Below are 22,590 nucleotides of genomic sequence, written 5' to 3'. Positions count from 1 at the left end.
TTCAGGCTTTCCCGGCTTGCTTCAGGGCGGCGTTGACGAAGCCGCTGAACAGCGGGTGGCCATCACGCGGGGTGGAAGTGAATTCCGGGTGGAACTGGCAAGCCACGAACCAAGGGTGATCCGGCGCTTCCACGACTTCCACCAGCGCGCCGTCGCCGGAGCGACCGGAAATCTTCAGGCCGGCGGCTTCCAGTTGCGGACGCAGGTTGTTGTTCACTTCGTAGCGGTGACGGTGACGCTCGACAATGACTTCCTTGCCATAGCAGTCGTGCACCAGGGTACCGGCGGACAGCAGGCATTCCTGGGCGCCCAGGCGCATGGTGCCGCCCAGGTCGGAAGCCTCGGTGCGCACTTCGGTGGCGCCGGTAGCGTCCTGCCATTCGGTGATCAGGCCGACGACCGGGTGGCCGCTGGACTTGTCGAACTCGGTGGAGTTGGCATCGGTCCAGCCCAGCACGTTACGGGCGTATTCGATGACGGCCACCTGCATGCCCAGGCAGATGCCCAAGTACGGAACCTTGTTCTCACGGGCGTACTGCACGGCGGTGATCTTGCCTTCCACGCCGCGCAGGCCGAAGCCGCCCGGAACCAGGATGGCGTCGGCGCCTTCGAGCAGGCTGGTGCCCTGCTGCTCGATGTCCTCGGAGTCGATGTAGCGCAGGTTGACCTTGGTGCGGCTCTGGATGCCGGCGTGGGTCATGGCTTCGATCAGCGACTTGTAGGCGTCGAGCAGTTCCATGTACTTGCCGACCATGGCAATGGTGACTTCACGCTCGGGGTTGAGCTTGGCATCGACCACACGGTCCCATTCGGACAGGTCGGCCGGGCCGCACTCGAGGCCAAAGCGCTCGACGACGAAATCATCGACGCCCTGGGCGTGCAGGACAGACGGAATGCGGTAGATGGTGTCGACGTCTTCCAGCGAAATGACCGCGCGCTCTTCCACGTTGGTGAAGAGGGCGATCTTGCGGCGGGAGGACACGTCCACCGGATGGTCGGAACGGCAGACCAGGATGTCCGGCTGCAGGCCGATGGAACGCAGTTCCTTGACCGAGTGCTGGGTCGGCTTGGTCTTGGTCTCGCCAGCGGTGGCGATGTACGGGACCAGTGTCAGGTGCATCAGCATGGCACGGCGCGAACCGATCTCCACGCGCAGCTGGCGGATGGCCTCGAGGAAGGGTTGCGACTCGATGTCACCCACAGTACCGCCGACCTCAACCAGGGCCACGTCGGCATCGCCGGCACCCTTGATGATGCGACGCTTGATTTCGTCGGTGATGTGCGGGATCACCTGCACGGTGGCGCCCAGATAGTCACCACGACGCTCCTTGCGCAGCACGTCCATGTAGACGCGGCCGGTGGTGAAGTTGTTGTTCTGGGTCATCGTGGTACGAACGAAACGCTCGTAGTGGCCCAGATCGAGGTCGGTCTCGGCACCGTCGTGGGTGACGAACACCTCACCGTGCTGGAACGGGCTCATGGTGCCCGGATCGACGTTGATGTAGGGGTCCAGCTTGAGCATCGTGATCTTCAGGCCACGCGCTTCCAGAATGGCAGCCAAGGAAGCCGAGGCGATGCCTTTCCCCAATGAAGAAACAACACCACCCGTGACGAAGATGTAGCGCGTCATGAAAAGCCCTGAATGTCAGCGTTTAGGCGGCTCGGCCGCCGGGGAAGCGAAGGTGTCGGGTACAGGACCCGGCTCACGACTTCGTCGTGAAAATAGCGAACTCCCACTGATTCGAAGGCGAATCAACAGGAGCGGTACAAGACGGGAGCGTAGTCTACCGGAAAGCCGCTATCAGCTCAAACCCGAGTCATTCGTCGGAGGTGTCCAGCGCAGGGTCCAGGCCTGCCCCGCCTCCACCCGAAGGTCCGGCAGCAGGGCCACGCCAAGCAGTTCGTCGGCTCGCCAGAGCAGCGGCAGACGGCCGCGCAGGAAGGCCGGAATGGCCGCTTCGTTGAGCAGTCGCTTGAGATCGCGACTGCCACGACCCACCAGTGTCATGAGTTCTCCGCCCTGCCTGTAGCGAATCTCCAGCGGGCCGCCCGGCGGCTCGCCCTCGAAACGCAGCGAACCGTTATCTGGCAGAGAAAGCGCTTGCGAAGGGTCGCGCCAGCCCTGATTTGCGGGTACGAAACCAAGCCACGGACTGGCCAGCCACCACAGCCGGCCATGGGCGCGACGCAGTTCGCCGTCGGCGAGACGCCAGATGGGTTCGGCGTCTTCGCGGGCATCGCGCAGGTCTCGCCAGCCGGCCCAGTGTGCGCTGTCGGGCAAACGTGCCAGCGGAGCCAGCCAGTGGCGCAACGCATTGCGCTGGCGCGGCTCGCTCAGTTGCGCCAGCGCAGCGAGGGCCAGCGAGGGCAGTTGCATACCGATGTATTCGTTGCGGGCACCGGCGCAAATCAGGTCGTTCTGCGCCAGTTCACCCAGCAGCCCGTCGGCTTCCGCCAGGTTCTCAGCGCTGCGGGTGATGGTTTCGACAGCCGAGGGCCAGCGCTGGACGATGCCCGGCAGCACCCGGTGGCGCAGATAGTTGCGGTCATGCTCGTCGCAGGCATTGGATGGGTCTTCCACCCAGTTCAGTCCATGGCTGCGGGCGTACCGCTCCAACTCCGTACGCTTGACGCCGAGCAGGGGACGCAGCAGCACTCCCTCACCGAGCGGACGGGTGGCAGCCATGCCGGACAGCCCGCGCACCCCGGCACCACGGAACAACCGGAACAGAACGGTCTCCGCCTGATCGTCCCGGTGCTGGCCGGTCATCAGGCATTCGCCCTCCCCCAGCGTCTCGGCGAAAGCCGTATACCGCGCCTCGCGCGCGGCGCGCTCCAGGCTCGCACCGTCATCGACCTGCACGCGCTCCACCCGCATCGGCACGCCGAGGGAGTCGCAGAAGTGCTGGCAGTGTTCCGGCCAGGCATCACCAACAGCTTGCAGGCCATGGTGCACATGAATGGCGGAAATGGGTGGCAAGGCCTCGCGAGAGGCGATCTGCACCAGGAGATGCAGCAGAACGGTGGAATCCAGCCCACCGGACAATGCGACACGCCACGCCGGCGCGTTGCGCCAGGGCGCGAGGAAATTCAGCAGTCGGGATTCGAATTCAGCAGGCATGGCGCAGACCGGCAGGGTCGGGGACGAGGCAAGGATACCTCGTCACCCGCGCTGCGCCGAAGGCGTCGATCAGGCGACGCCGTAGCTCATCAGGCGCTCGTAGCGGCGCGCGAGGAGTTCTTCGGTGCTCAACTGGTTCAGCGTATCGAGCTGGCCGAGCAGGGCGTTGCGAATGGTCTCGGCCATGGCGGCCGGATCGCGGTGGGCGCTGCCCAACGGCTCGGGGATGACGTTGTCGACGATACCCAGGTCCTTCAGGCGGTTGGCGGTGATGCCCATGGCTTCGGCCGCTTCCGGAGCCTTCTCGGCGGTACGCCAGAGGATCGAGGCGCAACCTTCGGGCGAGATCACCGCGTAAGTGGAGTACTGCAGCATGTTCAACTGGTCGCACACCCCGATGGCCAGTGCACCGCCGGAGCCACCTTCGCCAATCACGGTGGCGATGATCGGGGTCTTCAGGCGCGCCATGACACGCAGGTTCCAGGCAATGGCCTCGCTCTGGCCTCGCTCTTCGGCGTCGATACCCGGGTAGGCGCCGGGGGTGTCGATGAAGGTCAGGATCGGCATCTTGAAGCGTTCGGCCATTTCCATCAGGCGGCAAGCCTTGCGGTAGCCTTCCGGACGCGGCATGCCGAAGTTGCGGCGTACCTTCTCGCGCACTTCGCGTCCCTTCTGGTGGCCGATGATCATCACCGGCTGGTCTTCCAGGCGGGCAACGCCACCGACGATGGCCGCGTCATCGGCGAAATGACGATCGCCGTGCAGCTCTTCGAACTCGGTGAAGATGTGCTCGATGTAGTCCAGGGTGTAGGGGCGACGAGGATGGCGCGCAAGCTGGGCGATCTGCCAGCTGGACAGGTTGCCGAAGATGTTCTCGGTCAGCGCCTTGCTCTTCTCCTGCAGACGGGAGATCTCGTCGGTGATGTTCAGGGCGTTGTCGTTACCGACCAGGCGCAGCTCTTCGATCTTGGCGTGCAGGTCGGCAATGGGCTGTTCGAAATCGAGAAAATTCGGGTTCATGGGCTATCCGTCGTTCTGTTGGCGGCTGGGCCTGGTCCGTAGGCGCCCTACCTTACGGTATCGGGCGCCGAGGGTCGAGACTGGCGGGCGGGCGGCCTTGGGCCACCGGCCTCGCTAGCGGTAGTTCAGGAAGACGTTGTCGCGACCGAACTGGTCACGCAGCGCTTGAATCAGGTTGTCTGCCGGGTCGATACGCCACTGCTCACCGAACTGCAGCAGGGCGCGCGCCTGCTCGCCACTGTAGTCGACGGTGACCGGACAACTGCCACGGTGACGGGTGCACAGTTCGGCCAGCCAGCGCAGGCGGTCGCCCTTGAGCGCATCGGCGTGGACGCGCACTCGCAGGCTCTCCGCCAGCGAGGTGCGAGCCTCTTCCAAGCCCATCACACGCTTGGCGCGCAGACGCAGGCCGCCGGAAAAATCATCCTGGCTGACTTCGCCTTCGATCACCACCAGCGCGTCGGTCTGCAACAGCGCCTGGTTGGCAGCGAAGGCCTCGGCGAACAACGAGGCCTCGATACGCCCGGAGCGGTCATCCAGGGTGACGAAGCCCATCTTGTCGCCGCGCTTGTTCTTCATCACCCGCAGGTTGACGATCAGGCCGGCGACGGTCTGGGTATCACGCGCCGGCTTCAGCTCGACGATGCGCTGACGGGCAAAACGTCGCACCTCGCCTTCGTATTCATCGATGGGGTGGCCGGTCAGATACAGGCCGAGGGTGTCCTTCTCGCCTTTCAGGCGCTCCTTGAGGTTGAGCTCCTTGACCTTGCGATGGTTGGCGTAGACGTCCGCCTCGGGCTCGGCGAAGACGCCGCCGAACAGGTCCATGTGGCCGCTGTCATGGCTGCGCGAGGTCTGCTCGGCGGCCTTGACGGCCTCTTCCATGGACGCCAGCAGCACGGCGCGGTTGATGTCGACGTGGGCGTGGTAGGCCTTCTGCTCTTCATGGAAGTGCGGGCCGAGGCGGTCCAGCGCACCGGCGCGGATCAGCGCCTCCAGCGTGCGCTTGTTGACGCGCTTGAGGTCGATGCGATCGCAGAAGTCGAACAGGTTCTTGAACGGCCCGCCTTCATTGCGGCACTCGGTGATGGCTTCCACCGGGCCCTCGCCGACGCCCTTGATCGCACCCAGCCCGTAGACGATCTGGCCCTCGTCATCCACGGTGAAGCGGAACTCGGAGTTGTTCACGTCCGGCGCGAGAATGCGCAGCTTCATGTGGCGGCACTCTTCGATGAGCGTCACCACCTTGTCGGTGTTCTGCATATCCGCGGTGAGTACCGCAGCCATGAACGGAGCTTTCCAGTGGGTCTTCAGCCAGGCGGTCTGGTACGACACCAGGCCGTAGGCGGCCGAGTGGGACTTGTTGAAGCCGTAGCCGGCGAACTTTTCCACCAGGTCGAAGATGTTGCCCGCGAGGTTGGCGTCGATGCCATTGCCGGCGCAACCTTCGATGAAGCCGCCGCGCTGCTTGGCCATTTCCTCGGGTTTCTTCTTGCCCATGGCGCGACGCAGCATGTCCGCGCCGCCGAGGCTGTAGCCCGCCATCACCTGGGCGATCTGCATCACCTGCTCCTGGTACAGGATGATGCCGTAGGTGGGCTTGAGCACGGGTTCCAGGCCAGCGTACTGGTAGTCCGGGTGGGGGTAGGAAATCTCTTCGCGGCCGTGCTTACGGTTGATGAAGTCGTCCACCATGCCCGATTGCAGGGGGCCCGGGCGGAACAGTGCCACCAGTGCGATGAGGTCTTCCAGGCAGTCCGGCTTGAGCTTCTTGATCAGCTCCTTCATGCCACGCGATTCAAGCTGGAATACCGCGGTGGTCTCCGCTTTCTGCAGCAGGTCGTAGGTCTTCTTGTCGTCCAGCGGGATGCGGTCGATGTCGACCAGCTCGGTCTCGCCGTTCTTGCGCTGGATGCGATGGATGATCTCCATCGCCCACTTGATGATGGTCAGGGTACGCAGACCGAGGAAGTCGAACTTCACAAGGCCCGCAGCTTCCACGTCGTCCTTGTCGAACTGGGTCACCAGGCCGGCGCCCTCTTCGTCACAGGCGATGGGCGCGAAGTCGGTCAGCTTGGTCGGCGCGATCACCACGCCACCGGCGTGCTTGCCGGTTCCGCGGGTGACGCCTTCGAGCTTGAGCGCCATGTCCCAGATTTCCTGGGCTTCCTCGTCGGACTTGAGGAAGTCGCGGAGCATTTCTTCCTGCTCGAAGGCCTTCTCCAGGGTCATGCCCACTTCGAAGGGAATCATCTTCGACAGCTTGTCGGCCAGGCCGTAGGACTTGCCCTGTACCCGCGCCACGTCGCGAACCACTGCCTTCGCGGCCATCGAGCCGAAGGTGATGATCTGGCTCACCGCGTTGCGGCCGTAGGCGCCCGCCACGTAGTCGATCACCCGGTCGCGGCCTTCCATGCAGAAGTCGACGTCGAAGTCGGGCATGGAAATACGTTCGGGGTTGAGGAAACGTTCGAACAGCAGGTCATAGGCCAGCGGGTCGAGGTCGGTAATCTTCAGCACGTAGGCGACCAGCGAGCCGGCACCCGAACCCCGGCCAGGGCCAACCGGCACACCGTTGTTCTTGGCCCACTTGATGAAGTCCATCACGATCAGGAAGTAGCCGGGGAAGCCCATCTGGATGATGGTGCCCAGTTCGAACTCCAGGCGGTCGACGTACACCTGCCGTTTTTCTTCGTAGTTCGGCGTGGTTTCCTTCGGCCAGAGCACCGCCAGACGCTCCTCCAGCCCCTCGTAAGAGACATGGCGCAGGTACTGGTTGATGTCCATGTCGTCGTAGGGAATCGGGAAGTTGGGCAGGAAGTATTTGCCCAGCTGCACCTCGATATTGCAGCGCTTGGCGATCTCGACGGAGTTTTGCAGTGCTTCGGGAATATCGCTGAACAGCTCGGCCATTTCTTCCGGGCTTTTCAGGTATTGCTGGTCGGAATAGTTGCGCGAGCGGCGCGGGTCATCCAGGGCGCGGCCTTCGCCGATGCACACGCGGGTCTCGTGGGCCTCGAAGTCCGCTTCCTTGATGAAACGCACGTCGTTGGTTGCCACCAGCGGCGCACCACTGCGCCCAGCCAATGCCACGGCGGCATGCACGTGTTCTTCATCGTTGACGCGGTTGGTGCGCTGGATGTCCAGGTAGAAACGGTCCGGGAACACGTCCAGCCACTCGGCCAGCAGCGAATCCGCCAGGGCATCGTCACCCTCCAGCAGCGCCATGCCGATCTCGCCTTCCTTGGAGCCGGACAGCGCGATCAGACCTTCAGCCGCTTCCTTGACCCACTGCCGCTCGATGATGATCTCGCCATTGCGCTGGCCTTCCTGCCAACCACGGGAAATCAGCTCGGTGAGGTTGCGATAGCCCTTGGCGTTCATCGCCAACAGAGTCAGGCGCGTCAGCGGGCCGTCCTCGTCGCGGTTGGCCAGCCAGATGTCGGCGCCGCAGATCGGCTTGATGCCGCCGCCCATGGCCGTCTTGTAGAACTTCACCAGCGAGCACATGTTGCTCAGGTCGGTCACCGCCACCGCCGGCATGCCCGCCGCGCCGACCGCCTTGATCAGCGGCTTGACCCGCACCAGACCGTCGACCAGGGAGAATTCGGTGTGCAGACGCAGGTGAACGAAGGTGGCGGTCATGGTGGTCCTTGGCAAACGCGAAAAACGGCAAGCCCCGGATTGTACCGGGGCTGTCGGTAAAGCTACAGGGATCAATGGGCCAGCCGTCGCACCGGGTGATTGAAGTCGCCGGCGGCTCGCTGGCCCGAAGGAATACAGAGTAATAACAGGGTGTTACAGGATACCCGCGGGGTTTTCCAGCAGATCGCGCACCGGACCGAAGGAGCGCCGATGGATGGGTGTCGGACCGAGGCGCTTGAGAGCTTCCAGGTGCACAGGAGTCGGATAGCCCTTGTGACCGCCAATCCCGTAGCCGGGGTACAGCGCTTCCATTTCCTGCATTTCACGGTCGCGGCTCACCTTGGCCAGGATCGAGGCTGCGGCAATAGCAGGGACCTTAGCGTCGCCCTGCACCACCGGTGCGGCCGGTACCTTCAATTTCGGGCAGCGGTTGCCATCGATCAGCGCCAGTTTCGGCGTAACACTTAACCCCTCCACGGCACGCTGCATGGCCAGCATGGTGGCATGGAGGATATTGAGCTGGTCGATCTCATGCACGTCCGCACGGGCAATGAACCAGGCCAGGGCTTTCTCGCGAATCTCGTCGAAGAGTTTTTCACGCTTGGCTTCGGTGAGTTTCTTGGAGTCGTTCAGCCCCTGGATCGGACGCGCGGGATCGAGGATCACCGCCGCTGTGACGACAGGACCGCACAACGGCCCGCGACCGACTTCATCGACGCCTGCAACCAGTTCTTCCACCAGGGTGAAATCCAGGCCCATCTGCATCAGCGTTTCTCCACCAGTGCGAGTACCGCTTCGGCGGCCTGCGCGGACGCATCCTGGCGCAGGGCGCGATGGATGGCGTCGAAGGATTCCGTCTGCACGCTGCCATCATCCAGCAGTGGCAACAAGGTTGCGCCGAGCGCCTCGGGGGTAGCCGCATCCTGAATCAGCTCCGGCACCAGCAGACGGCCAGCCAGGAGGTTCGGCAACGAGATATACGGGCTTTTCACCAGGCGCTTGAGGATGCGATAGGTCATGGGTGCCACCTTGTAGGCGACGACCATCGGCCGCTTGTACAGCAGCGCCTCCAGCGTGGCGGTGCCGGAGGCGATCAGCACGGCGTTGCAGGCGGCGAGCGCTTCATGGGACGCACCGTCGAGCAGTTGCACTGGCAGATCGCGCCCGGCGAGCATTTCTTCGATCTGCACACGGCGTTCGGGGCTCGCGCACGGCAGCACGAAGCGCAGCTCAGGGCGCTCCTGAAGCAGGCGCTGGGCGGTATCGAGGAACAACGCACCGAGCTTGCCGACCTCCCCGCCGCGGCTACCCGGCAGCAGCGCAACGACGCAGGCATCCTGCGGCAGGCCGAGACGCTCACGCGCACCGATGCGATCGGCTTCAAGCGGGATGGTGTTGGCCAGCGGATGCCCGACGAAACGCACGGGCACCGCATGCTCTTCGTAGAAGCGCGCCTCGAAGGGAAAGAGTGCGAGCATCAGGTCGCAGGCTTGCTTGATCTTCAGGACGCGTTTCTGCCGCCAGGCCCAGACCGAGGGACTGACGTAGTGCACCGTACGAATGCCTGCACGGCGCAGCTTCAATTCGATGTTCAGGTTGAAATCCGGCGCGTCGATGCCGATGAACACGTCCGGTTTGGCGGCGATCAGCATCCGCACCAGATCCTTGCGCCGGCGCAGCAATTCGCGCAGCCGACCGAGGACTTCCACCAGACCCATGACGGCCAGGCGCTCCATCGGGAAATGCGATTGCAGCCCTTCGGCCTGCATGCGCGGTCCGCCGACACCGATGAACTCGATATCGGGATGGCGCTGCTTGAGTGCCTGCATGAGGCCGGAGCCGAGGATATCGCCGGACGCCTCGCCCGCGACCAGGGCGACGCGCAGCTTGCGTGCGGTCGGTTGCATGGTCAGCGGGTGATGCCGCGGGTGGAGCTCTGGATGGAATCGCGGAACACCGCGACTTCCGGGAATTGCTCGGAAGCTTCGACCAACTCCGCCAGCGCCTCGTCCACCGTCAGCCCCTGGCGGTAGACCACCTTGTAGGCCCGGCGCAGTGCCTGGATCGACTCGGTGCTGAACCCACGGCGGCGCAGGCCCTCGAAGTTCATGCTACGGGCCTCGGCAGGGTTGCCGAAGACAGTGACATAGGCCGGTACATCCTTGCCGATGGTGGTTCCCATGCCCGAGAAGGCGTGAGCGCCGATGCGGCAGAACTGGTGCACCAGGGTATAGCCGGAGAGGATGGCCCAGTCATCCACATGAACATGACCGGCCAAGGCGGTGTTGTTCACGAGGATGCAATGGTTGCCGATCACACTGTCATGCCCGACGTGAACGTAGGCCATGAACAGGTTGTGGTCGCCGATGGTGGTTTCCGAGCGATCCTGGATGGTGCCGCGATGGATGGTCACACCCTCGCGGATCACGTTGTGGTCGCCGATCACCAGGCGGGTCGGTTCGCCCTTGTACTTCAGGTCGGGAGTGTCCTCGCCGACACTGGAGAACTGGAAAATCCTGTTGTGCTTACCGATCTTCGTGGGGCCTTTGACCACCACGTGCGGACCGATCACCGTACCTTCGCCGATCTCCACATCCGGCCCGACCATGGACCAGGGGCCCACTTCTACGTCGTCAGCCAGCCTTGCGCGCGGGTCGATGATGGCGCGAGGATCGATCAAACTCATAGTTTGCGTTCCGCACAGATGATTTCGGCCGAGCATACCGCCTTGTCATCGACGGTAGCGTGGCAGTCGAACTTCCAGATGCCGCGCTTGACGCTGATGAACTGGGCGTTGAGCTGCAGCTGGTCACCCGGCAGCACCGGCTGACGGAAGCGCAACTTGTCGGAACCGACGAAGTAGTAGAGCGTACCGTCGGCCGGCTTCACGTCGAGCATCTTGAAGCCAAGGATACCGGCCGCCTGGGCCATGGCTTCGATGATCAGCACACCCGGCATGATCGGATGCTGCGGGAAGTGGCCATTGAAGAACGGCTCATTGATGCTGACATTCTTGTAGGCGCGAATGCGCTTGCCTTCAATGTCCAGCTCCACCACCCGATCCACCAGCAGGAAAGGGTAGCGATGAGGCAGGTATTCGCGAATCTCGTTGATGTCCATCATGTTCAGGGGAGCCTGTTCAGAAAAGGGAAACGCCAAAAAATGCGTGGATCACGCATCTGATGGAGCGTCTCCGCTTGGGGTCACGGCGGCCAGGCGCTTTTCCAGCTGCTGCAGACGACGGGCCATGTCATCCAGCTGACGTATACGCGCGGCGCTCTTCTTCCATTCAGCCGCGGGCTGCATGGCGGTGCCGGAGGAGTAGGAGCCCGGTTCGGTGATCGAACGGGTCACCATGGTCATGCCGGTGACGAAGACGTTGTCGCAGATCTCGATGTGCCCGACCAGGCCGACGCCACCGGCAAGCATGCAATGCTTGCCGATCTTGGCGCTGCCGGAAATCCCGCAGCAGCCGGCCATGGCGGTGTGATCGCCGATCTGCACGTTGTGGGCGATCATGATCTGGTTGTCCAGCTTCACGCCGTTGCCCACCAGGGTGTCGGATAGCGCACCACGGTCGATGGTGGTGTTGGCGCCAATCTCGACGTCATCACCCAGGGTGACCCCGCCGATCTGCGCGATCTTCTGCCAGACGCCCTTGTGGTTGGCGAAGCCGAAGCCCTCGCCGCCCAACACTGCGCCGGACTGGATTACCACGCGCTTGCCGATGCGCACATCGTGGTACAGGGTGACGCGCGGGGCGAGCCAGCCGCCCTCGCCAACCACGCTGCGCGCACCGATGAAGCAATGAGCCCCGATGGTGACGTTCGCACCGATCTGCGCTCCTGCCTCGATCACCGCGTAGGGACCAACGCTGGCCGTCGCGTCGACCTGTGCACCTTCATCGACCACCGCGGTGGGATGAATGCCGACCGGCGCCCTGGGCTTGCGGTCGAACTGGTGGGACAGGCCGGCATAAGCCAGGTAAGGATTGGGAACGATCAGCGCATTACCGGTAAAGCCTTCGGCATCAGCAGCGGTAAGCAGCACAGCGCTGGCCTGGGTGCCTTCGAGGAACTTGCGGTACTGCGGATTGGCCAGGAAGCTCAATTGGCCGGCACCTGCATCCTGCAGGGTGGCCAGCCCACTGATCACCTGAGCGGGATCGCCGCGCAACTCGGCGTCGAGTTGCGCGGCCAGTTCGGCAAGGGTAAACGACAGCTCGGTCATCATCAGCGCAGCTGGTTCATGCGCTCGATGACTTGGCGGGTGATGTCGTACTGCGGCTTGACGTCGACCACGGCACCACGCTCGACCACGAGGTCATAACCACCTTTCTTGATGGTTTCCTCGACAGCCTGATCCAGCTTCGGCTTGAGCTTCTTCAGCATGTCGCGGTCGGCAACGGCCTTGGCTTCGTTCAGTTCCTTGGACTGGAACTGGAAGTCACGGGCCTTCTGCTTGAAGTCGCCCTCGGCTTTTTCACGCTCGGCATTGGACATCTTGCTGCCGCCGTTGACCAGCTTGTCCTGCAGGGACTTGGCGTCGCTTTCCAGCGCCTTGAGCTTGTTCAGCTGGGGACCGAACTTCTTCTCGGCGTCGACGGCGTACTGCTTGGCCGCGTCCGACTCGAGGAGTGCCATCTGATAGTTGAGCACCGCGATCTTCATGTCGGCGAACGCGGGGCTCGCTGCCAGGGCGGCGGTGATCAGGACGAACTGGGTCAACTTACGCACAATGCACTCCTGCACAAAGCATGGTTGTCATTACAACGGTACGGCCAATTAGAAGGTCTGTCCCAGGGAGAACTGGAAGATCTGGGTTTCGGCGTTGTCCGGCTTCTTGATCGGGGTCGCCAGGCTGAAGCTCAGCGGGCCCAGGGCAGTGATCCAGGTCAGACCCACACCCGCGGACATGGCCATGTCCTGGAATTTGACGCCGTCACAACCCTGAGTGGTCGATGTCGGGCAATCGGTGTCGAACACGTTACCGATGTCGTAGAACAGGACGGTACGCAGCTGGCGCTGATCCTTCACGAACGGCAGCGGGAACAGCAGTTCGGCGCCACCGGTGATCAGGATGTTACCACCGAAGGCCTCGCGACCCTGATCCGGGTCGGTATAGCGGCCCTTGGAATCAGGACCACCGCTGTCCATCTGAGACCCATCCGGGTTTCGCGCAATGCTCGGGGTACTACGCGGGCCAAGGGAGCTGTCCTTGAAACCACGCACCGAGTTGAAGCCACCGGCGTAGTAGTTCTCGTAGAACGGCAGGCGATCGGTATCGCCGTAGGCGCCGCCGTAACCGAGCTCGGTGTGGAAGCGCATGGTGTAGGTTTCGGTGAGCGGCGCAAAGATCTGGCCGCGGTAGTCGAGCTTGTAGAACGACAGGTCGCTGCCCGGAATGGTGGTTTCCAGCACCAGGCTCTGCGAGTGGCCGCGGTTCGCCAGCACACCCTTGTTCAGGGTCGATTCGGACCAGCCGATGGAGGCCTTGAAGTTGGTGAAGCTGTCGCCTTCCTTCTCGATGAAGTCGAAGATCTCGTCGACGGTATAGGCGCCAGTGTCGATGTCGTCGCGCTGCACGGTCAGGCCGTAGGTCAGGCGCGAGGTCTCGCTGATCGGGTAACCAATGCTGACGCCGGCACCCAGGCTGTTCACCGAGTAGCTGGAAACGTCGACATCGAGCTCGTCGTAGTCGGTCTTGCGGTAGAAGGCGTTGTAGCCCAGGCTCACGCCGTCGACGGTCCAGTAGGGGTCGACGAAGCCGAAGTTGTAGCGAGTCTGGTAGTCGGACTTGGTCAGGCCGATGCTGACCTTGTTACCGGTACCCAGGAAGTTGTTCTGGCTGATCGAGCCGCCGAGGATCAGGCCGGCGCTCTGGGCGAAGCCCACGCTCGCGGTGATCGAGCCGGATGGCTGTTCTTCCACGCTGTAGTTGACGTCGACCTGGTCGTCGGTGCCCGGAACAGCCGGGGTCTCGACGTTGACTTCCTTGAAGTAGCCCAGACGCTCCAGGCGCTGCTTGGACTGGTCGATCAGGTAGGTCGAGGCCCAGCCGCCTTCCATCTGGCGCATCTCGCGACGGAGCACTTCGTCCTCGGTCTTGGTGTTGCCACGGAAGTTGATGCGGTTGACATAGGCGCGCTTGCCCGGATCGACCACGTAGGTGATCGACACGGTCTTGTTCTCGTCATTCGGCTCAGGGACGCCGTTGACGTTGGCGAAGGTGTAGCCCTCGTTACCCAGGCGGCGGGTGATCAGGTCGGAAGTGGTGGTCATCACCTTGCGGGAGAACACCTGCCCCTTCTTCACCAGCAGCAGCTTCTTCACTTCGTCTTCCGGCACTTTCAGGTCGCCGGAGAGCTTCACGTCGCTGACGGTGTACTTTTCACCTTCGTTGACGTTGACGGTGATGTAGACGTGCTTCTTGTCCGGGGTGATGGAAACCTGGGTGGAGGCGATATCCATGTGGATGTAGCCACGGTCCAGGTAGTAGGAACGCAGACGTTCCAGGTCACCGGAGAGCTTCTCGCGGGAGTACTTGTCGTCGTTCTTGAAGAAGGACAGCCAGTTGGTGGTCTTGAGCTCGAACAGGTCGGTCAGGTCTTCCTCGGAGAAGACGGTGTTGCCCACCACGTTGACATGGGCGATGGCCGCCACGGTGCCTTCGTTGATGTTGATTTTCAGCGCGACGCGGTTACGCGGCTGCGGCACCACCTCGGTTTCGATCTCGGCGGAGTAGCGGCCCTGCGCCACGTACTGGCGCTGCAGTTCGTTGCGCACGCCTTCGAGGGTCGCACGCTGGAAGATTTCGCCTTCGGAAAGGCCGGATTGCTTCAGACCCTTCATCAGGTCTTCGGTGGTGATGGCCTTGTTGCCTTCGATCTCGATGCTGGAGATGGAGGGGCGCTCTACCACGTTGACGATCAGCACGTTGCCGTCGCGGCTGAGCTGGATGTCCTGGAAGAAACCGGTCTTGAACAGCGAACGGGTCGCTTCGACCAGGCGGCGATCGTCGATCTGCTCGCCGACGTTCAGCGGCAGTGCCGCGAACACGCTGCCGGCCGACACACGCTGCAGACCGTTGACCCGGATATCGGAAACAGTGAAGGACTCGGCGTGAACCTGGGCGATCATCAGCGCGGAAAGGGCCGCGGGAAGCAGAAAGCGTTTCATGGAGTCCTTTTATTCCAACTGACAAATAGAGAATCTGCCGCAAAGGGCGGCAGATCCGAAATCCAACGGCGGGTTACAGCCGACTCAGATCGTTGACCAGGGCCAACAACATGACCCCGACTACCAGGCTGATGCCAATCTGCATCCCCCAAGCCTGGACCCGCTCCGACAATGGGCGACCACGCACCCACTCGACCACATAGAACAGCAGATGCCCGCCGTCGAGGACAGGAATCGGCAACAGGTTGAGAACCCCCAAGCTGATGCTCAGATAGGCGAGGAAATGCAGAAAATCCCCTACGCCGGACTGGGCTGAAGCGCCCGCCACTTTAGCAATGGTTATCGGCCCGCTCAAGTTTTTTACCGAGAGCTGCCCGAGCACCATTTTCTTTAGAGAATCCAGAGTTAGCAGGCTCATGGACCAGGTTCGGGAGAGCGCCTGCCCCACCGCTGCCACCGGTCCGTAGCTCACTTCGCGGAGCATTTCCGGCGGCCACTGCCCCCCGGCGACGCCCGCGCCCAGGTAGCCGGTACGGGTCTTGCCTTCCCCTTTGGCCGCCAGGGTAAGGGCGAACTCCTCGCGCTGGCCGGCACGTTCGATGCCCAGGGTGACTTTGCCTTCAGGCATGGCGCGGACACGCGAGACCACTTCCTGCCAATCTGTGACCGACTGACCATCCAGACTGACGAGTCGGTCACCAATCTGCAGGCCGGCGGCCTTGGCAGGTCCCTTTTCGTCCAGCTCGGCGACCACCGGTGCGACAGCGGGTCGCCATGGCTGGATGCCGAGGCCACCGATGGGATCGGGGTTGTCTTCGTTCTTCAGCCAGGAACTGATGCGCACCTGGTGCACAGTCGGAACGCTCGAACCCTGCTCCAGCACCGAAACGCTCAGCTCGCCGGTTTCCCCCAGGCGACGCACCAGCTGCAGGTTGACGCCGCTCCAGCCATCGACCGCCTCGCCGTCCACCGCAACCACTTCCTGGCCGGACGCCAGGCCAGCAACGGCTGCCGGACTGTTCGCCACTACGGAGCCGATGATCGGCTTGATCTGCTGGCTGCCCAGCATGGCCAGGATCCAGAAGAACACAATGGCCAGCAGGAAATTGGCGATAGGCCCCGCCGCAACGATGGCGATGCGCTGGAATACGGTCTTGCGGTTGAAGGCGCGGTCGAGCAACTCGGCGGGAACATCGCCCTCCCGCTCGTCGAGCATCTTCACGTAACCGCCCAGGGGAATGGCGGCCACTACGAACTCGGTGCCGTGGCGATCATGCCAGCGAACCAGCGGCGTGCCGAAACCGACGGAGAAGCGCAGGACCTTGACCCCGCAACGTCGGGCCACCCAGAAGTGGCCGAACTCGTGGAAGGTGACCAGTACGCCAAGGGCGACTATCAGTCCTACCACCATGTAAAGGGCGCTCATCGCTACCTCCTCGGGCTCAACGCCCGCGTTCCTGCAACCACGCCTGCGCGGCGCCGCGTGCACGCTGGTCGGCCGCCAGCACCGCATCGAGCGATTCGACCGGCGCGTGCGCCTCGTGGTTCAGCACCTCGTCGATGATAACCGGGATATCCGTGAAGCGGATGCGCCGCTCGAGGAACGCAGCCACCGCCACCTCGTTCGCGGCATTGAGCATCGCCGGCGCGCTGCCACCCGCTTCGGCGGCCTGGCGCGCCAGGCGCAGGCAGGGGAAACGTTGCGCGTCGGGGGCACTGAAGTCCAGGCGGGCGATGGAGAACAGGTCCAGCGGCGAAACACCGGAATCGATCCGCTGCGGCCACGCCAGCGCGTGAGCGATGGGCGTACGCATGTCCGGGTTGCCCAGCTGCGCCAATACCGATCCGTCAACGTAATCCACCAGGGAATGAATGACGCTCTGCGGGTGGATCACCACTTCGATCTTCGACGGCGCGGCGTCGAACAACCAGCAAGCCTCGATCAGTTCCAGTCCCTTGTTCATCATGCTGGCCGAATCGACGGAAATCTTCCGCCCCATCGACCAGTTGGGGTGCGCGCAGGCCTGCTCGGGCGACACCTCGGTCAATTGCTCCAAAGGCGTTTCGCGGAACGGGCCGCCGGAGGCGGTCAGCAGGATGCGACGAACGCCCACCTCCCCCAGACCGCGGGAGTAGTCCGCCGGCATGCACTGGAAGATGGCGTTGTGCTCGCTGTCGATGGGCAGCAGTACGGCGCCATTGGCGCGGACGGCATTCATGAACAGCGCGCCGGACATGACCAGCGCCTCTTTATTGGCCAGCAACACCCGCTTGCCAGCCTCGACGGCGGCCAGGGTCGGCTTAAGGCCAGCAGCCCCTACGATGGCGGCCATTACCGCATCCACTTCGGGATGGGCGGAAATCTCGCAAAGACCCGCCTCGCCGACCAGCACCCGAGTCTCGAGGCCAGCGGAGTTCAGGCGATCCTGCAGGGCACGCGCCTGCTCAGCATCCGGGACGACCACGAATCGCGGCAGGTGACGCAGGCAAAGCGCCTGGAGCTCAGCCAGACGGGAATAGCCACTGAGCGCAAAAACGCGGTAACGATCAGGGTGACGGCCGATGACATCCAGGGTGCTGAGGCCGATCGAACCGGTCGCCCCCAGCACGGTAATCCACTGCGGATGACTCACGGCGCCCCCCAACCCACGGCCCAGAGCAGCGCGGTGAACACCGGGATGGCTGCCGTCAGGCTGTCGATGCGGTCCAGCACGCCGCCGTGGCCAGGCAGCAGATTGCTGCTGTCCTTGAGGCCGGACTGGCGCTTGAACATGCTTTCGGTCAGATCACCAATTACCGACAGGGCCACCACGATGGCCGTGCAGGGCAGCGCCAGCAGCAATTCGCGGACAGTCCAGTCGCGATAGATGGAGACGGCCACAGTGATCGCCAGGCACAGCGCCATGCCGCCGAAGAAGCCTTCCCAGCTTTTGCCCGGGCTGACGCGCGGGGCGAGCTTGCGCTTGCCGAATGCCTTGCCGGAGAAGTAGGCCCCTACATCGGCGGCCCAGACCAGCACCATCACAGCCACGATCAGCCAGTTGGACAGCAGCCATTGCTTGAGCAGCACCAGGCCCTGCCATGCCGGGAGCAGGATCAGCAGGCCGATCAACAGGCGGCGCCAGCGTCCACCCCAGCTCGACGCGCTATCCGGGTAGGTCAGCACCATAACGATTGCCAGCATCCACCAGAGCAGCGCGAGGACCAGCACAGCCCCCGCCAACTGCGGCAGCCAGGCCAGCACCAGCATCAATGCGGCGACTACGGCAGCGTAACCAACACGGGCAGATTGCTCGTTATAGCCTGCCAGGCGCGCCCATTCCCAGGCACCGAGGCTCACCACTAGGCCGATGAATAGCGAGAACGCTGCTCCATCAAGCAGAAAAAAACCACCCAGCGCGATCGGCAACAGGATCAGCGCCGTGATGATGCGTTGTTTCAACATGACGGAGGTGCCTCGGCCTCGACCTGCTCGCTGGTCTTGCCGAAGCGGCGCTGACGAGAGGCATAGTCCTGCAACGCCGCCTGCATGGCTTCGTGCTTGAAGTCGGGCCAGTAGAGATCGGAGAAATACAGCTCGGCGTAGGCCAGCTGCCAGAGAAGGAAGTTGCTGATGCGGTGCTCGCCACCGGTGCGGATGCACAGGTCGGGCAATGGCTGGTCACCGGTGGACAGACAGCCCTGGATCAGCTCCGGGGTAATCTCTTCCGCGGCCAGGTGCCCCGCCTGCACTTCACGGGCGAGGCGCTGGGCAGCCTGGGTGATATCCCACTGCCCCCCATAGTTCGCAGCCACCTGCAGCAGCATGCTGCCACCATTGGCGGTCAGCGCTTCGGCCTCGCGCATCGCCGCCTGCAATTCAGGAGCGAAGCGGCTGCGGTCGCCGATGATGCGCAGGCGAATGCCATTGGCACTGAGCTTGCGCACCTCACGGCGCAGGGCCATGAGGAACAGCTCCATCAGCGCGCCGACCTCGTCGGCCGGGCGCTGCCAGTTCTCGCTGGAGAAGGCGAACAGCGTCAGCACTTCGACGCCTGCCTCGGCGCAGGTCTTGATCACCGCACGAACGGCGTCCACGCCGGCCTTGTGCCCGGCCACGCCAGGCATTAGGCGCTTCTTCGCCCAGCGGTTGTTGCCGTCCATGATGATTGCCACGTGCCGGGGCACGGGCGTCACCTGCTTGGTCTTTTCCATGACGAGAACCCGGCCGTCAGACGGCCATCAGATCCGTTTCCTTGGCCTCGAGGGCCTTTTCGATCTCCGCGACGAACTTGTCGGTGATCTTCTGGATCTCGTCACCAGCGCGACGCTCCTCGTCCTCGCTGATTTCCTTCTCCTTCTGCAGGTCTTTCAACTGCGCCAGGGCATCGCGACGGATGTTGCGTACGGAAACGCGAGCCTGTTCGGCTTCGGCGCGGGCCTGCTTGGTGAAGCCCTTGCGGGTTTCCTCGGTCAGGGCCGGCATCGGGACGCGAATGGTGGTACCGGCGGTGGCCGGATTCAGGCCCAGATCCGAAGTCATGATGGCTTTCTCGACAGCCTGGATCATGCTCTTGTCGAAGACACTCAGAGCCAGGGTGCGCGAATCTTCCACGGTAACGTTGGCCACCTGGCGCAGCGGCGTGTCGGAACCGTAGTAGGACACCATCACGCTATCCAGAATGCTCGGGTGCGCACGGCCGGTACGAATCTTGGCGAAGGCATGACCCAGGGCTTCCAGGGTTTTACCCATACGATCCTGCGCTTCCTTCTTGATCTCGTTGATCATCTCAATCCTCCTCGATCAGGGTGCCTTCAGCACCACCTACAACAATATTCAGCAGCGCGCCAGGCTTATTCATGTTGAACACGCGCAGCGGCATTTTCTGGTCCCGGCACAGGCAGATGGCGGTCAGGTCCATCACGCCCAGCTTGCGATCGAGCACTTCATCGTACGTCAGACGCTCGAATTTCTCGGCATTCGGGTCCTTGAACGGGTCGGCAGTGTACACGCCGTCCACCTTGGTCGCCTTGAGTACTACGTCAGCATCTATTTCGATGGCGCGCAGGCAGGCGGCCGAATCAGTGGTGAAGAACGGGTTGCCGGTACCGGCAGAGAAGATCACCACTTCGCCGCTTTTCAGATGGCGCATGGCCTTGCGGCGGTCGTAGTGATCGGTCACACCGACCATGGAAATGGCGGACATGACGATAGCGGTGATATTGGAGCGCTCCAGGGCGTCACGCATGGCCAGACCGTTCATCACGGTAGCGAGCATGCCCATGTGGTCGCCGGTGACGCGATCCATGCCGGCCGCGGACAGCGCCGCGCCACGGAACAGGTTGCCACCACCGATTACCAGGCCGACCTGCACGCCGATACCGACGAGCTGGCCGATCTCCAGCGCCATGCGGTCCAGCACCTTGGGATCGATGCCGAACTCCTCGGAGCCCATCAGGGCCTCGCCGCTCAGTTTTAGAAGAATGCGTTTATAGCGAGGTTGACGAGCGCTCAGCTGCTGAGCCATGACCTTTTTCTCCTGCGGCGATTGAATGCTGTGCGCCTTGTGGGCGCTTGGCGGAAAGCTTGGACCAGCCAGCCTTACGGCGCCTTCAAACCCGCCTTGCGGGCCCGCGCCGTGGAAACCGCCCCTTTTGGTTTCCCCATTTTGGCAAAGAGGCCGCGCGCGTTAGCGGGCAGCCTCTTGCGGGGCGACAGTCGTGAGACTGTCTATTACTGCTTGGAAGCGGCTACTTGAGCAGCAACCTCGGCAGCGAAGTCAGCTTCGACTTTCTCGATGCCTTCGCCTACTTCGAAACGAACGAAGGAAACGATTTCAGCGCCGGCTTTCTTGGCCAGGTCACCGACCTTGACTTCCGGATCCTTGACGAACGCTTGCTCGACCAGGCTGGCTTCGGCCAGGAACTTCGAGATACGGCCCTTGACCATATTCTCGACGATGTTTTCCGGCTTGCCAGCGATCTTGTCGGCGTTCAGAGCAAGGAAGATTTCCTTCTCTTTGGCAACGGCTTCTTCGGAAACCTGCGACGGATCGAGGAATTGCGGGTTGCTGGCAGCGACGTGCATGGCGATGTCGCGAGCCAGTTCGGCATTGCCGCCCTTCAGGGTGACCAGAACACCGATGCGGTGGCCGTGCAGGTAGGCGCCAACCACTTCGCCTTCGGTGCGAGCCAGGCGACGGATGTTGACGTTCTCGCCGCACTTGGCAACCAGGGCTTCACGAGCCGGCTCTTGCTCGGCGATCAGCGGAGCAGCATCGGTCAGCTTCTGGGCAACAGCCTTGTCCAGGCTGGCAGCGACGAAGTTCTTGAAGTCGTCCTGCAGGGCCAGGAAGTCGGTCTGCGAGTTGACTTCGATGATGGTGGCGGATTTGCCGTCGTCAGCCACTTTGGCCGCGATAGCGCCTTCGGCGGCGATGTTGCCGGCCTTCTTGGCAGCCTTGATGGCGCCGGAAGCGCGCATGTCGTCGATGGCTTTCTCGATGTCGCCCTCGGCGGCTACCAGTGCCTTCTTGCACTCCATCATGCCCTGGCCGGTACGCTCACGCAGTTCCTTGACCAGTGCTGCAGTAATTTCTGCCATTTCGAAATCCTCTTGAGTTGCTCTCAAAACCAGATCGCCCGGCTGCCCGGGCGGAATTTACAGGGTGGCAAAAAGGGGGCCTAGCCCCCTTTCCGCGCACCGCAGGACGTCTGGACGTCCCGGAATCAGCCTTCGGCGGATTCGGCCGGCGCTTCTTCGACGAACTCGTCAGCAGTCACGCCACCGGCGCTCTTGCCACGCAGGACGGCTTCAGCCATCGAGCCCAGGTACAGCTGCACGGCGCGGATGGCGTCGTCGTTACCCGGGATAACATAGTCAACGCCTTCCGGGCTGCTGTTGGTATCGACGATGCCGATGACCGGGATGCCCAGCTTGTTGGCTTCGGTGATAGCAATGCGCTCGTGATCAACGTCGATCACGAACAGAGCGTCCGGCAGGCCGCCCATGTCCTTGATGCCGCCCAGGCTGCGATCCAGCTTTTCCAGATCGCGGGAGCGCATCAGAGCTTCTTTCTTGGTCAGCTTGGCGAAGGTGCCGTCCTGGGACTGAACTTCCAGCTCACGCAGACGCTTGATCGACTGACGGATGGTCTTGTAGTTGGTGAGCATGCCGCCCAGCCAACGGTGGTCGACGTACGGCATGCCGCAACGGGCGGCTTCTTCGCGAACGATCTTGCCGGCGGAACGCTTGGTGCCGACGAACAGGATCTTGTTCTTGCCCTGGGCCAGGCGCTCAACGAAGGTCAGGGCCTCGTTGAACATCGGCAGGGTTTTTTCGAGGTTGATGATGTGGATCTTGTTGCGCGCGCCGAAAATGAACTTGCCCATTTTCGGGTTCCAGTAACGGGTCTGGTGGCCGAAGTGCACACCGGCCTTCAGCATATCGCGCATGTTGACTTGGGACATGATAGTTCCTCGATAAGTCGGGTTAGGCCTCCATGCATCCCAACGGCCAACCCTCCGACTGTGTCGAAAGGCACCCAGGCCATCGTGTCGATGCATGTGTGGGTTAATGCCCCGAAATGGCCGTAGCCTTCAGAGCGGGGCGCTTTATACCACAACCCCGGCCAGAACAAAACCCGC

19 protein-coding genes are annotated in these 22,590 nt (G+C 62.9%); all 19 read right to left on the bottom strand.

Going from position 1 to position 22,590, the window contains the following annotated elements:
* Position 1 precedes the first annotated feature (1 nt).
* The 19 genes from C167_RS0125740 to rpsB all read right to left on the bottom strand — a co-directional run bounded on the left by C167_RS0125740 (position 2) and on the right by rpsB (position 22,413).
* Positions 2-1,630 carry a CTP synthase gene (locus C167_RS0125740; RefSeq protein ID WP_026079282.1) on the bottom strand — a complete coding sequence of 543 codons (1,629 nt, stop codon included), beginning with the start codon at positions 1,628-1,630 and terminating at the stop codon, positions 2-4.
* Positions 1,631-1,801: 171 nt separating this feature from the next.
* On the bottom strand, positions 1,802-3,121 hold the full coding sequence (gene tilS, locus C167_RS0125735; protein WP_017521196.1) for a tRNA lysidine(34) synthetase TilS: 1,320 nt from the start codon (positions 3,119-3,121) through the stop codon (positions 1,802-1,804).
* A 69-nt stretch (positions 3,122-3,190) separates the two neighbouring features.
* Positions 3,191-4,141 (bottom strand): acetyl-CoA carboxylase carboxyl transferase subunit alpha, encoded by a 951-nt coding sequence (gene accA / locus C167_RS0125730; protein ID WP_017521195.1) that lies wholly within the window; start codon positions 4,139-4,141, stop codon positions 3,191-3,193.
* A 114-nt stretch (positions 4,142-4,255) separates the two neighbouring features.
* Positions 4,256-7,786, bottom strand: coding sequence for a DNA polymerase III subunit alpha (gene dnaE, locus C167_RS0125725; protein WP_017521194.1), 3,531 nt, complete (start codon positions 7,784-7,786; stop codon positions 4,256-4,258).
* A 153-nt stretch (positions 7,787-7,939) separates the two neighbouring features.
* Positions 7,940-8,551, bottom strand: a complete 612-nt coding sequence (gene rnhB / locus C167_RS0125720) for a ribonuclease HII (RefSeq protein ID WP_017521193.1) — start codon at positions 8,549-8,551, stop codon at positions 7,940-7,942.
* A complete protein-coding gene (gene lpxB, locus C167_RS0125715) occupies positions 8,551-9,693 on the bottom strand; it encodes a lipid-A-disaccharide synthase (RefSeq protein WP_017521192.1) in 1,143 nt (380 codons plus the stop codon). Before lpxB ends, rnhB begins: the two co-directional genes overlap by 1 nt.
* A gap of 2 nt (positions 9,694-9,695) precedes the next feature.
* Positions 9,696-10,472 (bottom strand): acyl-ACP--UDP-N-acetylglucosamine O-acyltransferase, encoded by a 777-nt coding sequence (gene lpxA / locus C167_RS0125710; RefSeq protein WP_017521191.1) that lies wholly within the window; start codon positions 10,470-10,472, stop codon positions 9,696-9,698.
* Positions 10,469-10,909, bottom strand: coding sequence for a 3-hydroxyacyl-ACP dehydratase FabZ (gene fabZ, locus C167_RS0125705; RefSeq protein ID WP_017521190.1), 441 nt, complete (start codon positions 10,907-10,909; stop codon positions 10,469-10,471). Before fabZ ends, lpxA begins: the two co-directional genes overlap by 4 nt.
* Before the next feature lie 48 nt (positions 10,910-10,957).
* The gene (lpxD, locus tag C167_RS0125700; RefSeq protein WP_017521189.1) at positions 10,958-12,019 is read right to left on the bottom strand and encodes a UDP-3-O-(3-hydroxymyristoyl)glucosamine N-acyltransferase; all 1,062 of its coding nucleotides are present in this window, start codon (positions 12,017-12,019) and stop codon (positions 10,958-10,960) included.
* Positions 12,019-12,522, bottom strand: a complete 504-nt coding sequence (locus C167_RS0125695; protein ID WP_017521188.1) for an OmpH family outer membrane protein — start codon at positions 12,520-12,522, stop codon at positions 12,019-12,021. Before C167_RS0125695 ends, lpxD begins: the two co-directional genes overlap by 1 nt.
* A gap of 48 nt (positions 12,523-12,570) precedes the next feature.
* Positions 12,571-14,964, bottom strand: a complete 2,394-nt coding sequence (gene bamA, locus C167_RS0125690; RefSeq protein WP_017521187.1) for an outer membrane protein assembly factor BamA — start codon at positions 14,962-14,964, stop codon at positions 12,571-12,573.
* A 73-nt stretch (positions 14,965-15,037) separates the two neighbouring features.
* Positions 15,038-16,390: a sigma E protease regulator RseP gene (gene rseP / locus C167_RS0125685; protein ID WP_017521186.1), complete on the bottom strand. Its 1,353-nt coding sequence runs from the start codon at positions 16,388-16,390 to the stop codon at positions 15,038-15,040.
* 16 nt (positions 16,391-16,406) lie between these two features.
* A complete protein-coding gene (ispC, locus tag C167_RS0125680) occupies positions 16,407-17,597 on the bottom strand; it encodes a 1-deoxy-D-xylulose-5-phosphate reductoisomerase (RefSeq protein ID WP_026079281.1) in 1,191 nt (396 codons plus the stop codon).
* Positions 17,594-18,409 (bottom strand): phosphatidate cytidylyltransferase, encoded by an 816-nt coding sequence (locus C167_RS0125675; protein WP_017521184.1) that lies wholly within the window; start codon positions 18,407-18,409, stop codon positions 17,594-17,596. Before C167_RS0125675 ends, ispC begins: the two co-directional genes overlap by 4 nt.
* Positions 18,403-19,158: a polyprenyl diphosphate synthase gene (uppS, locus tag C167_RS0125670; RefSeq protein ID WP_017521183.1), complete on the bottom strand. Its 756-nt coding sequence runs from the start codon at positions 19,156-19,158 to the stop codon at positions 18,403-18,405. Before uppS ends, C167_RS0125675 begins: the two co-directional genes overlap by 7 nt.
* Positions 19,159-19,174: 16 nt before the next feature.
* The gene (frr, locus tag C167_RS0125665; RefSeq protein ID WP_017521182.1) at positions 19,175-19,732 is read right to left on the bottom strand and encodes a ribosome recycling factor; all 558 of its coding nucleotides are present in this window, start codon (positions 19,730-19,732) and stop codon (positions 19,175-19,177) included.
* Position 19,733: 1 nt separating this feature from the next.
* Complete coding sequence (gene pyrH, locus C167_RS0125660) at positions 19,734-20,471, bottom strand: UMP kinase (protein ID WP_017521181.1); 738 nt, start codon at positions 20,469-20,471, stop codon at positions 19,734-19,736.
* A gap of 206 nt (positions 20,472-20,677) precedes the next feature.
* Entirely contained in the window at positions 20,678-21,547 is an 870-nt protein-coding gene (tsf, locus tag C167_RS0125655) for a translation elongation factor Ts (protein ID WP_017521180.1), read from the bottom strand.
* Between the two features lie 125 nt (positions 21,548-21,672).
* The gene (gene rpsB / locus C167_RS0125650; RefSeq protein WP_017521179.1) at positions 21,673-22,413 is read right to left on the bottom strand and encodes a 30S ribosomal protein S2; all 741 of its coding nucleotides are present in this window, start codon (positions 22,411-22,413) and stop codon (positions 21,673-21,675) included.
* Between the last annotated feature and the right edge of the window lie 177 nt (positions 22,414-22,590).

Source organism: Pseudomonas nitroreducens TX1, assembly GCF_000313755.1.
Classification (GTDB): Bacteria; Pseudomonadota; Gammaproteobacteria; order Pseudomonadales; family Pseudomonadaceae; genus Pseudomonas; species Pseudomonas nitroreducens_A.
The sequence above is the reverse complement of the archived record's forward strand: the minus strand, read 5'-3'. Positions and strand labels throughout refer to the sequence as shown.